Origin of the sequence: Gordonia effusa NBRC 100432 (assembly GCF_000241305.1) — a bacterium.
GTDB classification, from domain to species: domain Bacteria; phylum Actinomycetota; class Actinomycetes; order Mycobacteriales; family Mycobacteriaceae; genus Gordonia; species Gordonia effusa.
Map to the genome: position 1 here is coordinate 17228 of NZ_BAEH01000019.1, position 13328 is coordinate 30555.

Below are 13328 nucleotides of genomic sequence, written 5' to 3' on the forward strand. Positions count from 1 at the left end.
CGGCTCTCAGCCGGACTGCGATAAGACTGTATACATGCGGATTCTTGTCGTCGACGACGATCGTGCGGTACGTGAGTCACTGCGCCGATCTCTAGCGTTCAATGGCTATAGCGTAGAAACGGCGTCGGACGGCTTGGAAGCGCTCGAAAAGGTAGTGGCAGATCGCCCTGACCTGCTCATTCTCGACGTTATGATGCCCAGGCTCGATGGCCTGGAAGTGTGTCGGCGGCTGCGGTCGGCCGGCGACGACCTGCCGATTCTGGTGCTCACCGCTCGCGACTCGGTATCCGAGCGCGTCTCGGGGCTCGACGCCGGCGCCGACGACTACCTGCCCAAACCGTTCGCTCTCGAGGAATTGCTCGCGCGGCTTCGCGCGTTGCTGCGTCGCGCCACCCCCGACGATGGTGAAGATTCGGAGGCACTGGAGTTCTCTGACCTCACCCTCGACCCGGTGACCCGTGACGTCTCGCGTGGCGAGCGGTCGATCAGCCTCACCCGCACCGAGTTCGCATTGCTGGAAATGCTGATGGCCAATCCGCGCCGTGTGCTTTCCCGCAGCCGGATTCTGGAGGAAGTGTGGGGCTACGACTTCCCGACGTCGGGCAATGCGCTTGAGGTATACGTCGGGTACCTTCGCCGCAAAACCGAGGCCGACGACGAACCTCGACTGATCCACACCGTGCGCGGCGTCGGATACGTGTTGCGGGAGACACCGCCGTGAGAAGTGTCTGTTGACTGATCGCGACACCTCGCGCTGGAAGACGTTGCGCCGCAACCATTCCGTGGGCAATCGCCGAAATAATGGCGCCAAGAAGGAGATGCGCGCCCCGTGGGCGCTGACTCGGTCGGCGTCGTTGACGATGCGCGTCACCCTCTTGTCGGCGACGGTGGTGCTTATCTCGGTCGGATTGATGGCTGCCTCAGCCTATTTCGTGGTGTACCGAGCCATGTACAACGAGGTGGATAGGCAGCTCGAATCTCGCGCTGACGGAATGACCGCACTGGCCAAGTCGGGTTTGCTGAACGAGCGTCCGCAGGCGCTGGCGACCGGAACGGTGTTCTCCACCAACATTTCTCTGGCGTTGGTACGCCCGGACGGCGCGAGCTATCTGATCGGTGAAGTCCCGTTCGAGGATGCGGAGAAGGCCGTTGCCCGCTCGGTCAACGCGCCGGGGCAGCACAACCAGAGTTTGCGAACCCTGGCGAATCAACGTGTGCTGGCCCGAAAACTCGACGACGGCAACACTCTGGTACTCGCACAGAGTCTGCTGCAGACCGATCGAGTGCTCAAACGACTTGCCTGGGTGCTATTGGTGGTCGGCGGTGGCGGCGTCGCGTTCGCCGCGTTGGCTGGCACCACTGTGTCACGCGCTGGATTGAGACCGGTCACTCGATTGACTCGGGCTGCCGAACGAATCGGGAAAACGCAGGACCTCACTCCGTTGCCGGTAACCGGAAACGACGAATTAGCCCGTCTCACAGAATCTTTCAATACGATGTTGCGAGCACTGGGGGAATCGCGCGACCAGCAGGCCCGTCTCGTGGCCGACGCCGGGCATGAATTGCGTACCCCGCTGACCTCGTTGCGCACCAATCTCGAATTGCTGATGGCGTCGACGGCTCCGGGCGCACCGCCGGTGCCGGCATCGGACATGGTCGAGTTGCGTTCGGATGTGCTGGCCCAGATCGAAGAGTTGTCGACGCTCGTCGGAGACTTGGTGGATCTCGCCCGTGAAGATGCTCCCGAAGTGGTCCACGAGGAGGTCGATATGGTCGAGGTGATCGAACGATCGTTGGAGCGAGTTCGACGTCGACGCAGCGATGTCGACTTCAGTGTCGACTCCTCGCCCTGGTACGTCTTCGGTGAGCCGGCCGGACTGTCTCGCGCGATTCTCAATGTGCTCGACAATGCCGCGAAGTGGAGTCCACGTGGTCGCGCGATCGAGGTGAGTCTGCGTCAGATCGATTTGAGCACTGCCGAATTCACCGTCGCCGACGCTGGTCCCGGTATTCCACCGGAGGATCGTGAACTCGTTTTCGAGCGGTTCTACCGCTCCACACAGTCGAGGTCGATGCCCGGATCGGGATTGGGTCTGGCAATCGTCCGACAGGTAGTTGTGAAACATGGTGGCACTATTACGGCATCCCAATCCCATCTTGGTGGGGCGCTTATTCGGATGACTTTGCCCGGACACTCGGTTCCCGTGGAACCATCTCCGGTAGTGGTTCGTCAGTAATGATGGATACGCAAACCCGCCGGAGCGAGTGACCCATGAGTGGTACGCATTTACGGCAAGCGCATTGAGCCGTGCCCAACGGCCCTGAGCAGATATGAAAGAAGGCGCACATGACCGGCGATGATCGCGACAACGGTGATCAGACCCCCAACCCGTACAGCTACGGGGGTGAGCGGGACGGGCAAGGTTCCACGCCGGACCCGGGTGCGCCAGCGCCGCCTAATTCGCCGCAGTCGAGCGGCAGTCAATTCGGTTCGGACACATCATCTTTCGGTGCGCAGTCGCCGTATGGCGCGCAGGCCGGTTCGCCCGGACCGGGACCTTCAGAGCCCGGCTATTCACAACCCGGTTCGCAACAGCCGGGATGGCCTCAACCCGCGACGCCAGAGTTCGGGACACCCCAAACCGGGACACCCCATGCCGAAACACCCCAGCAGTTCGGCGGATTCGGGCCAGCCGGCGATGCCGGTTCGACCGGCTATGGCCAGCAGTCGGCCTATGGCCAGGGTGGTGCCTCGGGTGGCCAGCAGTTCGGTGAGCAACCAACCTATGGTCAACCGTCGGATCCGCATGCGACTGGTGGTTTCGGCGCGTCGCCGACCAATCCGTACGGCCAACCGGCCTATGGCCAGCCAACCTACGGCCAGTCGGGGACGGCGCCGTTCCAGCAGCAACCCGCGCCCCGACGCAAGACAGGTGCGACCGCGGCGATCGCGGTCGGTGCGGTGGCGCTCGCGCTAGTCTCCGGCGGCGCGGGCGCGGCCACCTACTCGGCGATCAATGACGATCCGCCGTCGACGACGATTTCGGGTCCACTCGGTGGAGACAAGAACGAATCCAACAAACCGATCGAGATGCCGGCCGGTTCCGTTCAAGAAGTAGCCGCCAGCGTACTGCCGACGGTTGTTTCGGTACTGGTGCGCGAAGGAAATCTCGAAGGCGAGGGCTCCGGCGTGATCCTCGACGCCAACGGCACCATCATGACTAACAATCACGTGGTTAGTGCCGGCGGCGATCGACCGGCAAGTGACGTGACCGTCGCGTTCAACGACGGAACGCGTGCCAAGGCGACGGTGGTGGGTACCGATCCCATCTCCGACATCGCGGTGATCAAGGTGAACAAGCCCGGCCTGCGCAAGATAAGCATCGGGACGTCGAAGAACTTGGTCGTCGGGCAGGACGTGATCGCCATCGGATCGCCTCTCGGCCTCGCGGGTACGGTTACCACCGGAATCATCTCGTCGCTTAACCGGCCGGTGTCGACGTCGCGGACCGGCGGCACCACGTCGGTGATGGATGCGATTCAGACCGATGCCGCGATCAATCCGGGCAACTCCGGTGGAGCGTTGGTGAACGCGCGGGGTGCGCTAATTGGTCTCAATACGGCCATCGCGACGACGGGCGGTGGCGACTCGAGCGGCAGTGCCCGGTCCGGCAGCATCGGCCTGGGGTTCGCGATCCCGGTCGATCAGGCTATCCGAGTCGCCAACCAGTTGATCGCCTCCGGCAAGGCTCAACATTCCAGCCTGGGTGTGTCGGTCCGTTCGGAAGCCGCGGATTCGACGTCCGGTGCGCAGGTGTCGGCGGTGAGCGCCGACGGCGCGGCGGCCAAGGCCGGAATTCCCAACGGTGCGATTATCACCAAGTTCGGTGATCGTACGATTACCACCGGAGACGCACTCGTCGCCGCGGTACGGTCTTATGAACCCGGTGCGGTCGTACCTGTTACCTACACCGTGGGCGGTCAGACCAAAACCGTCAACGTGACCCTCGGGACACTGTCCACCAAGTGAGCCTCGGTTCGTCTCTCCAGATACAAACAGTTATCGCCGTCACTCGTCGAAAGGCCCGTCGCAATGTCTGACCTGGTTCCCGATGTATCCACCGAGGCCGCGGCCGACGATGCTGCTGATGCGGCTGCACGTGAATTCGCGCAGCGACGCGGGTCGTCGTCGGCTCCCGATGGCTCCGAGATCGGTCGCGCGCTGGTCGTCGTGGTCGGGGACCGCGCCGCGCATGGTGATGGGGACACCGCACTCGGCTCGCTGATCGTCGAATTGCTCGAAGAGGCGGAGTTCCACGTCGACGCGACCGTCGTGGTGTCGGGTGACGAGGTGGAAATCCGCAATGCGCTCAACACGGCGGTAATCGGCGGCGTCGATCTGGTTATCTCGGTCGGCGGCGTCGGCGTCGGAGCGCGAGACGTGACACCTGAGGCCACCGAAGCGCTTCTGGATCGTCGACTGCCGGGTATCGAAGAGGCCGTCCGGAGTTCTGGCCTGGCGGCCGGTGCTACCGACGCGGGCCTCTCGCGCGGCCTGGCCGGCATCTCCGGACAGACATTGGTCGTCAACCTCGCCGACTCGCGCGCCGCGGTCCGCGACGGCATGGCGACGGTGACAATGCTTGCCCGGCACGTCATTGAATCCATCAGCGACTTCTGAGGGCGATCGTTGACCGGATCAGATGAGCCGACGCGCGCTGACGGCACGCGCAGTTCGCACAAATTTAGCGATGCTAAACAACCCGGCAACATATCACAGCAAAATGAAGCGCTCGGTGAGGATTCACGCAGGCGGCAGCGGCTTGTCGACATTTTCGGCGACGACCTACCGTCTCAAACGACCGATGATCGTGACGAAGGTCACAGTGAAGTGCGGACCGAGTGGTATCAACTGAATCGGCCGCCACATTACGAATAACGCATGTACCTGCAAACATGCTGTGGGCTGTGAGTTTTCCTGGTGTTTACTTTCCGGGTTTCGCTATTTGAATGTAAATACTAATTATCGGAAAGATTAAATCTCACTATTCACGTGAGTTCGTGTTGCTCAGCTTTCTCTTAACCGGATAACGTTTCGGCCAAGCTCGCGGTCGCCGACGGCGAGCGATGTGTGTGTAAACGGCTCGCGCAAGTTGGGGTCGCAGCCCATTCCGGTGAGAGGGAACGAATGAAGATCAGCAAGCTTGGCCTGCGTCGCGCATCTGCGGCAGCCGCTGTCGCTGCGGTCGCCGCAGTTGGTTTGTCCAGCATGGGTGCGGGTGGGGCCGCAGCCGGGAAGCTGCCGAACGGTTTTAAGAAGGTCACCGGCATCGATGGTCAGGTTGTGCAGACCTGGCGCACCGGCGAATACGCCTTCGCTCAGCAGTCCGAAGCGCACAACGGGGCAGGGCGTTCGGCTCGCGTGTCGGGAACCTACACCTCGAAGATTTCCAAGGGTGGCGGCAACGTCGAGGTCGGGTACCTCGTCGGGTGCCAGGTGAACCTGGGCAGCCTGGATGCGGGTATCTCCATCTCGGCTACGCCGTCGGTCGGTGCTTCGCTGTCCTTGCCGCTTTCGCCCGGCGAGATCAAGAAGGTCGCGGTCACTGACAAGGACTTCAAGAACAATCTGGTGAGTCTGCAGCTTTCCGGCGTGGAGATTGACGTGCAGGGCTGCGGTGGTTACGCGCAGGCACGCTCATACGTCAAGGTGCTGGCCGCTGAGGGCTACAACACCGACGAGGGCACCGTGAACGGTGAGGGTGGCGCAGTCCAGTCCACGCTGTACGGCAAGCCTTTCAGCCTCGGCTGATCGCCGCATCCGACCATTCCGACTTAACCCTGAACTGAACCCAAAAGGGGAATCATGAACAAGACCTTTACCCGTCGCCTCGCCGCGGCAGCTGGCATCGCTGGCGTCGCATTGATGGGCCTCACCACCGTCGGCGCCGGTGGCGCCACCGCTGGCAAACTGCCCGGCGGGCAGATCAACAAGAAGCTCGTCGATGGCACGACCGTTAACGCTCGCCTGTACGACGAATTCGTCAACTACCGCGCCGGTAATGTCGCCAATATCGCGACCAGCCGCGAGGTGTGGGTGTCCGGCAAGATCCGCGTCAACATCGGCGGCGGTGCCGAAGGTGGTGTCATCAAGGGCGGCTACGTCGTTGGCTGCCAGGTGAACCTTTCTGGCGTATCCGGTGGAAGCGAAGGAAGTCTTGACAGCAGCGGCACGCCGTCCGCCGAAGGTAGCGCCTCGATCTCGCTCGGACCCGGCCAGGCTGGTTTCGTGCCGATCATCGAAACCACCTCCGGTGACTACACCACCTACAAGGATTACGAAGTCAACGACTTCACCTTCAAGGGCAACCGCGGCGGCGTCGCATTCAGCCAGGAAGGTTTCCGACTGAACGGCTGCGCGGGATACGCCTCGGCTCGTGCGCGCTTCACCATCAAGGTGAGCACCGACTCGGTTAAGGGTGTTATCACCTTGTGGGGCAAGCCATTTAGCATCGGCTGATCGCTTTACCACGAACTAATAGTTCAGCGCGGTACCCGACGTCGGGTACCGCGCTGACCTGTTGTTGGCGCGGTGATTCTGTCGCTCTTCGCTGGCACGGGTGCGCTGGGACAGATCGGAACTCCCAGTTAGCGCACAGCGAGTTTCCAGACAGCGGTTCTAAGGTTCTCTCTGGTAGGTCCGATGGTGGCTTTCGACGGCGCGACGCCGACGTCGAGCTCGTCGGAGATCGCCATTTCCGAGCACCTTAAGGAGAGTCGTGTGACCGCGCAGTCAAACGCGATCGGAGTCGACGACGTCGAGGCCTCGATTACGCCATCATCGATCGACCGGCTTGAATTGCCTCCAGCTGCACCTGATTCGGGACATCCATCGTTGACCGTGTTCTCGGCCATGCGTCGTTTCTCGCCGTATATGTCGGGCCTGTGGGGAAGGCTGGCCGCGGCGGTCGGTCTGCAATTCCTCGACGTTCTGGCGAGTGTGGCGGTGGTCTATCTATTCGCCCATATCGTCGACGACGTACTCGCTACCGGTGATCTCCACGCTCTCATTTCGCCGATGATGTGGTGGATCGTGGTCACCCTCGCCGGCGCGACAGCATCGTATTGCGGCAGTATCCTCGCCGAAGTCGTCACCGAACGAATGCTGCTACGCCTGCGCACCGATCTTTACGCACACACCCAGCAGTTGGCGCCGCATACGCGTCGTCAGTTCCAGACCGGTGATCTGATCGCCCGGCACAGCAGCGACGTCGACGAAGTGGAGCAGTTGGTCTCATCCGGCATCGTGTCCGGCATCATCGCGGCCGCCTCGGTGATCGCCTATGCCGTTGCGGCAGTGTGGGTTCGATGGGATCTGGCGCTGATCGCCTTCGTCCTCGCTCCGCTGTTGTGGCTGGTTGCCCGACGGTTCGGCCGAATTCTCAAGCGTGCCTCGCGAACTGAGCGGGCGGCCAACGGTGAGATCTCGTCACTGATCGCCGAGGGAATCGACAATGCGCACGCGATCGCCGCGGACAATCAGTTGGCTGCCGATCAGGCGCGCGTTGGCAGACAAAGCTACCGCTGGATGCGCGCGCGAGTCTCGGAGGCGAAGGCTGGCGAGGCGTTCCAGCAGTCGGTTGTGGTCGTTGAATTGCTTTGTATGCTAGGCATTTTGGCGCTTGGGGCCTGGCAGATCGCAGCAGGACGAACCACCATCGGTGGGCTTATCGCACTCACCGGCTACCTCGGTTATCTCTATCCGCAGATCCAAGCGCTCGGTGGACTGGCCGTGCAGGTGACGTCGGCGACCGCGAGCGCCGAACGGGTTGCTCAGGTGCTCGACGAACCGATCGGCCTTTCCGACGAGACCGAGCCGGTGGCAGCGATTGCTGCACCGACGCCCCACCGCGACGTCGGCGCGCGTATCGACTTCCGTGACGTCACGTTCGGTTACCCCGGAGCGGAAAGCCCAGTACTCGAAGGCTTTTCGTTGACCGTCCACCCGGGAGAGTGTATTGCGCTGACCGGTGCGAGCGGTGCGGGAAAGACGACACTCACGCATCTGCTGCTCCGGTTCTACGACCCTGATGAGGGGGCGGTTCAGGTAAACGGCGTCGACCTGCGCGCGCAACGGATTGCCGACGCTCGCGCCGGCACCACGCTGCTGCCGCAGCGGATCGCAATCTTTCACGGCAGTATCGCCGAGAACATCGCCTTCGGACGATCCGACGCCGACCGCAGTGCCATCGTCGCCGCCGCCCAAGCCGCCGACGCCGACGGGTTCATCGGCCTGCTGCCCGACGGTTACGACACCGAGCTCCGTGATTCCGGCGCGAATCTCAGTGGCGGACAACGTCAACGGATCGCGTTGGCCCGCGCATTCCTACGCGATACCCCCGTGTTGGTGCTCGATGAACCGACGACCGGATTGGACCGAGAGACGGCCGATCGCATCCTCGGCCCGCTGCGGCGCTTGGTGTCGGGACGTACGACGATCATCATCACCCACGATCCAGTGGTCGCGGCGATGGCCGACCGAACGGTAGTGCTGGACGCGCAGGCGCCGAACTAGGTTGGCAGTTGGCAGTCCGGCGCCGCGGCCAACCAGAATTCTGGAAATAGGCCGCCTGCCTAGGGCGGTATGCCCTCGCCGCACTGCTATTCGCCAGATTTCTGCGGCGCCCCAACAAAAAGAACCGCCCCCACAGGATGGGAGCGGTTCTTTGGTCCGACGATCTAGCGTGAATGACGTCCTGGAGCATCGGGATCGTTACCCTGGGCCGGAAATCCACCCGATGGCGGGAAGTTCGACTGCGGTGGGTAATTACCTTGCGGCGGTGGGGGATACCCGCCCTGCCCGGGACCGGGAGGCGGGCTCGGCGGAGCGTAACCGCCGCCGGGTGGTGCCGCGGGCGGCGGTCCCTGCGGAGGCTGCGACGGCTGGATAGCCGGTCCGGCCGGGAATTTATGGGTCTGCAGCGGAATCGCGCCCGACGGCGGGCCGCCGTCGCGGGACGGCACGATCGCCGGTCCTTCGGATCCCGGATATCCCTGCGACCCGAATCCTTGCGGTCCGCTACCCGCTGGTGGCTGTGGTCCGCGACCGAACGGTCCGCTGTCGAACTGTCCGCCGTCAAACGGTCCGTTGTCGATAGATGGCGCGGCCTGGGCGGCAGCGTTGGCATCAGCCTCGGCGACGGTCTTGGCCTTCGCTCGTGCCGCGGCCTCGGGGTCGAGGATGTCGCGGATCTCGGTGAGCAGCGCGACCTCGACCTGCTCGGCGTCGTCCTTGGTGAAGCCGGCCAGTGCGGCCAGCTTGTTGTAGGGCAGCACGATGATGAAGTAGACCACCGCGGCGACGATGAGGAAATTGATGACCGCGGTTATTACGGCGCCAATGTCGACGAAGGTGTTCGCGTTGTCATTGATCTGGAAACCGAGTCCGTCGGCCTTATCCGTTCCGATCGGTATGGCGTTGATCAGAGGCTGGATGATCTTGTTGGTGAAGGCAGTGACGATGGCGGTGAATGCGGCACCAATGATGACCGCGGTGGCCAACTCAACGACATTGCCTTTGAGTATGAATTCCTTGAATCCCTTAAGCACGCTGTGCGGTCCTCTCGTGTAGATTCCGCTCTCGATTGCAGCATTGGGTCGTTCGGGCGGTTCATCCTTCGCGAGGCTAAACCTGAGGTTGATCTTAAACCAATAGGATCATCCAATAACGAATGTGATGCACATTCGACACAGATGACCGAAATGGCCGAACCGTCAATGCAGCACGACTGTTAGGGCAGATTTCAGCCCGGCGGTTGCCACCCGCTGCGCCTCGACGTCGCTCATCGCGAGGAGAATCGGCCGTATACCAGTGGAATTGCCGCCGAAGCCGGTACTTCGCCGAGCCACACCGAGTGCGACGACGGCATCGCGGGCGAGCACATCTGATGTCTCGCTGAGCACATCGACGATGTCACCTTCGCGAAGAAGGTCGGCGACGGCGTCGTCGGCGAGTCGCACGGGGACCAGGCGTGAATCGCGTAAGCCCCGCAGCCCGACCGGCAGCCGTGCGGAGAGCAAGCGGACATCGGTCACGATTTCACCAGCGCGTACCCGGCCGGTGACGGTGCGGCCCACGCCGTCGGCGGATAACCGTAGTGCGCCGTCGGGTAACGCGACGCCCGGGATACGGCGGATGGTGAGGTCGGAGGCGACCAGAAGACGGCCGGGCATCAGATCGTGAGCCGCGGTGATCACCGATTGTCCTTGCGCGGCACGGTGATCAGCGATTGTCATGACAGCGGCTACCGCTACCAAGACAATCGCGATGGTCCGCCGGATAATCACCGCGCGCAGCCAGCCGGGGCGCAACCAGGTGGAGATGCGATCGGCCCAGCGCGGGCTCAGGCGGGTGGAAAAGGTGTCGAATCGCATGTGGCACAACATAGTTGCCGTGCAAGAGGAAGTTGTCGATGACGCTCGGTTATCCACAGCGGTTCGCGCGTCAGCCGATCTGTGGATAAGGTCGCAGCATGGTTGAGGCACCGATACATCAGGATCGGTGGACGACGCTGCGGCGCCGGCTCTCCGCGGAGACCACCGGTGGTGTGTTGCTCCTGATCGCGGCGGCAGTAGCGTTGATCTGGGCCAATTCGCCGTGGCGCGAAGGGTATTCGCGGCTGGTGGCCCTCGAAGTCGGTCCAAGCCAATTGGGATTACATCTCAGTCTGGGGCAGTGGGCCGCCGACGGACTACTGGCGATCTTCTTCTTCGTGGTTGGCGTCGAGTTGAAACACGAGGTAGTCGCGGGCAGTCTTCGACAACCCCGACTCGCCGGCGTGCCTATCGCGGCAGCGGTGGGTGGAATGGCTGTGCCGGCCGCGATCTTCGTCGCAGTGATCGCGCTGCGATCGAATGGCGATCCAGACCTGTTGCGCGGCTGGGCAATTCCCACTGCCACCGACATCGCATTCGCGGTGGCGGTACTTGCCGTGTTCGGTCGAGGTTTACCGATGGCGTTGCGTACTTTTCTACTGACCCTTGCCGTGGTCGACGACCTGCTCGGCATCGTGGTGATCGCGACCTTCTATACCGAAACGATCGATGTCGGGGCATTGGCCGGGGCGCTCGCGGTGATCGTGACGTTTGGTGTCGTAGTGCGGTTGGATCTGCGCGGGATCCGGTTTATGCGCCCACCGGTATTGATCGCACTTGGCGTCGTCGCCTGGGCATTGATGCACGAGTCCGGGGTGCACGCCACAGTGGCCGGAGTGTTGCTCGGGTTCACTGTGCCTGCGGTCGCCCGGTTTGGCGACATCGCACCGACCACGACGATCGAGCACGCCGTGCGGCCGTTCTCGACCGTCGTCGCGGTACCAGTATTCGCACTATTCGCCGCTGGGGTGTCGATCATCGGAGCAGAAGGCGGATTGGCGACGATGTTGTCGTCGCCGGTGACCGTGGCGATCATCGCGGGGCTGGCCGTCGGAAAGGTGGTCGGCGTGCTGGGAACAACCGCGCTGGTCACCTGGCTGACGCCGCTGCGACTACCCGATGCCGTTGGCCTGCGCGACTTGGTCCCGGTCGGAGTGTTGACCGGCATGGGGTTCACCGTGTCCCTGCTGATCGCCGAACTGTCGTTTCCCGACGGTCCCGATCACGACGCCGCCAAAGTCGCGATCCTGATCGCGACGGTGATCGCCGCTGTCGTCGGGGCCGGGACGCTGCGCTGGGATGCGCATCGGGCCAGGTCAGATGATATGAACCAAGATGGTGTGGTCGACGTCGATACCGCGGTCATCGGTGGCAATTAGCACTCGGAATGTTCGAGTGCCATTTTCGGTTAGACTGACAGACGCAAACATTGATCTCCCGGAGGTTTCGGTGCCAACCTACTCGTATGCCTGCACGGAGTGCGACAACAAGTTCGACATTGTTCAGTCGTTCTCCGACGACTCGCTGACCGTGTGTCCAGAGTGCTCCGGCAAGCTGCGCAAGCTCTTTAGCCAGGTGGGGATCGTCTTCAAGGGCAGCGGTTTCTACCGCACCGACAATCGCTCGTCGAGCAGTTCGACGTCGTCGAGTTCGACCACCGAGTCGTCGTCGAGCAGCTCCTCGTCGAGTTCGGACTCGTCGTCGAGTACATCGACGAAGACCGCCGCAGCGGCGTCGTAGCCAGTTCTTCCGACCGTTGCGGTTAGTTCCCATTGCTCTATTCGTGGGACGACTCCACAACTATGGGAAGAGTTAGAGGATCCCGCCGCGAGTTAGTCCCTCGACCAGTTTGCGATGTAGCTCCCGTGGATTGTGGAGATCGCTCCAGGCCCAGCGGATGACCCATAGTCCGCGATCCCGGATCGCATCCTCGCGTAACTTCTCCTCGTACACGACGTCTTCGACTGCCTTTGGCCCAAACTCTCGATTGCGGGTGTATTTGACGTGGCCGTCGAATTCGCCGACGACCTTGTCCTCCCAGCCGAAGTCGCACCAGGCCTTCGACGCACCCCCGCGCAGGCCGACCGCGTACTGAACGTCGGGATCTGGAATATCTTCGAACTCGAAAATGATTGCCCGACTATAGGATTCGCCCACACTGGCTGCTAGCGGCGTGGCGAGCGGGATGCTCCGACGCAGCATCTCGATGCCATGCCACCGGCTCTGGCTCTGTGCGATCCGCTCCAAGTCGATAAGTTTCGCGCCTCGCCGAAGGCCCTGATCTAAGGCGGTGAGCGCCTGCGGAAATGTCCCGGCCCGCGCGACATCGGCGATTGTTCTGGACACGCTGGTAAGGGGCACGCCATCCTTCTCGACAAGGTCGTCCGGATCGATTGGCGCTTGATGGATGATGGCCCGGCCGGCGGCGCGGCCGGTCCCTTTCATCGTCGTGAAGTGGACGACGTCGAGGTCGGGGGATAGCAGCGGAATCCCGTGTAGTGCCGCTGCAGAACTATGACTGACGACCCGGTCGCCTCTACTCGAACGTGCGGCAGCGATCACCTTGGCTCGGTATCGTTCCAGCTTTTCCGCGTGGACGTTCTCGGGATGTCCGGTGAGCGCACCCGTGGTCAAATAGTGCCCCCGCCAGGGCCGTTCGACGGTCCCAGCTCGAACGAGTCGTTTCAAGTCGTTGTCAGATGCTGACGTTCTAACGGCATGTGCGCGGGAAGTCAGTCCGCGCAGGTTTTCGTCGAACATCAGCCAAGCGTCGCACGGCAATGAGACGCCGCCCGGCGCTGACGAGTCGTGGCGATATCGGCTGTGGATAGCGGTGCGTGCTGTGGATTCGGGTCGGCGCCAGTTCTTCCCACCGTTGCGGTCAGATCCCATAG

At 62.6% G+C, this 13328-nt stretch carries 12 protein-coding genes; 9 read left to right on the forward strand and 3 right to left on the reverse strand.

All coding sequences use genetic code 11. The features are described 5' to 3' along the window. Positions 1–34: 34 nt before the first annotated feature. The 7 genes from GOEFS_RS03235 (at position 35) to GOEFS_RS03270 (ending at position 8575) form a co-directional block, all read left to right on the forward strand. Positions 35–721, forward strand: a complete 687-nt coding sequence (locus tag GOEFS_RS03235; RefSeq protein ID WP_007316444.1) for a response regulator transcription factor — start codon at positions 35–37, stop codon at positions 719–721. 97 nt (positions 722–818) lie between these two features. Further along, entirely contained in the window at positions 819–2237 is a 1419-nt protein-coding gene (locus GOEFS_RS03240; RefSeq protein WP_007316445.1) for a HAMP domain-containing sensor histidine kinase, read from the forward strand. Positions 2238–2347: 110 nt separating this feature from the next. Next, positions 2348–4030, forward strand: coding sequence for a S1C family serine protease (locus tag GOEFS_RS03245; RefSeq protein WP_007316446.1), 1683 nt, complete (start codon positions 2348–2350; stop codon positions 4028–4030). A 63-nt stretch (positions 4031–4093) separates the two neighbouring features. Next, positions 4094–4681: a MogA/MoaB family molybdenum cofactor biosynthesis protein gene (locus tag GOEFS_RS03250; RefSeq protein WP_007316447.1), complete on the forward strand. Its 588-nt coding sequence runs from the start codon at positions 4094–4096 to the stop codon at positions 4679–4681. A gap of 507 nt (positions 4682–5188) precedes the next feature. After that, a complete protein-coding gene (locus GOEFS_RS03260) occupies positions 5189–5812 on the forward strand; it encodes an MspA family porin (protein ID WP_007316448.1) in 624 nt (207 codons plus the stop codon). Between the two features lie 54 nt (positions 5813–5866). Beyond that, positions 5867–6520 (forward strand): MspA family porin, encoded by a 654-nt coding sequence (locus tag GOEFS_RS03265; protein ID WP_007316449.1) that lies wholly within the window; start codon positions 5867–5869, stop codon positions 6518–6520. Positions 6521–6781: 261 nt separating this feature from the next. Further along, on the forward strand, positions 6782–8575 hold the full coding sequence (locus tag GOEFS_RS03270; RefSeq protein WP_245549758.1) for an ABC transporter ATP-binding protein: 1794 nt from the start codon (positions 6782–6784) through the stop codon (positions 8573–8575). 164 nt (positions 8576–8739) lie between these two features. Here the strand turns inward: GOEFS_RS03270 and mscL are convergent, their stop codons facing one another. Next, complete coding sequence (gene mscL, locus GOEFS_RS03275) at positions 8740–9609, reverse strand: large conductance mechanosensitive channel protein MscL (protein ID WP_007316451.1); 870 nt, start codon at positions 9607–9609, stop codon at positions 8740–8742. Positions 9610–9774: 165 nt separating this feature from the next. Further along, positions 9775–10434, reverse strand: a complete 660-nt coding sequence (locus tag GOEFS_RS03280) for an SAF domain-containing protein (protein ID WP_007316452.1) — start codon at positions 10432–10434, stop codon at positions 9775–9777. 98 nt (positions 10435–10532) lie between these two features. Here GOEFS_RS03280 and nhaA point away from each other — a divergent pair, with 98 nt between their 5' ends. Both nhaA and GOEFS_RS03290 read left to right on the forward strand, forming a co-directional pair. Next, on the forward strand, positions 10533–11813 hold the full coding sequence (gene nhaA / locus GOEFS_RS03285; protein ID WP_007316453.1) for a Na+/H+ antiporter NhaA: 1281 nt from the start codon (positions 10533–10535) through the stop codon (positions 11811–11813). 70 nt (positions 11814–11883) lie between these two features. Further along, complete coding sequence (locus GOEFS_RS03290; protein ID WP_040524401.1) at positions 11884–12174, forward strand: FmdB family zinc ribbon protein; 291 nt, start codon at positions 11884–11886, stop codon at positions 12172–12174. 72 nt (positions 12175–12246) lie between these two features. Here the strand turns inward: GOEFS_RS03290 and GOEFS_RS03295 are convergent, their stop codons facing one another. Further along, the gene (locus GOEFS_RS03295) at positions 12247–13326 is read right to left on the reverse strand and encodes a type IV toxin-antitoxin system AbiEi family antitoxin domain-containing protein (RefSeq protein ID WP_050949761.1); all 1080 of its coding nucleotides are present in this window, start codon (positions 13324–13326) and stop codon (positions 12247–12249) included. Between the last annotated feature and the right edge of the window lie 2 nt (positions 13327–13328).

What these genes read in the sequence shown, in the direction of transcription:
- GOEFS_RS03280 (WP_007316452.1), bottom strand. Translation starts at nt 10,434, where the DNA reads ATGCGATTCGACACCTTTTCCACCCGCCTGAGCCCGCGCTGGGCCGAT.
- GOEFS_RS03260 (WP_007316448.1), top strand. Translation starts at nt 5,189, where the DNA reads ATGAAGATCAGCAAGCTTGGCCTGCGTCGCGCATCTGCGGCAGCCGCT.
- GOEFS_RS03295 (WP_050949761.1), bottom strand. Translation starts at nt 13,326, where the DNA reads ATGGGATCTGACCGCAACGGTGGGAAGAACTGGCGCCGACCCGAATCC.
- GOEFS_RS03245 (WP_007316446.1), top strand. Translation starts at nt 2,348, where the DNA reads ATGACCGGCGATGATCGCGACAACGGTGATCAGACCCCCAACCCGTAC.
- GOEFS_RS03235 (WP_007316444.1), top strand. Translation starts at nt 35, where the DNA reads ATGCGGATTCTTGTCGTCGACGACGATCGTGCGGTACGTGAGTCACTG.
- GOEFS_RS03250 (WP_007316447.1), top strand. Translation starts at nt 4,094, where the DNA reads ATGTCTGACCTGGTTCCCGATGTATCCACCGAGGCCGCGGCCGACGAT.
- nhaA (WP_007316453.1), top strand. Translation starts at nt 10,533, where the DNA reads ATGGTTGAGGCACCGATACATCAGGATCGGTGGACGACGCTGCGGCGC.
- GOEFS_RS03240 (WP_007316445.1), top strand. Translation starts at nt 819, where the DNA reads ATGCGCGCCCCGTGGGCGCTGACTCGGTCGGCGTCGTTGACGATGCGC.
- GOEFS_RS03265 (WP_007316449.1), top strand. Translation starts at nt 5,867, where the DNA reads ATGAACAAGACCTTTACCCGTCGCCTCGCCGCGGCAGCTGGCATCGCT.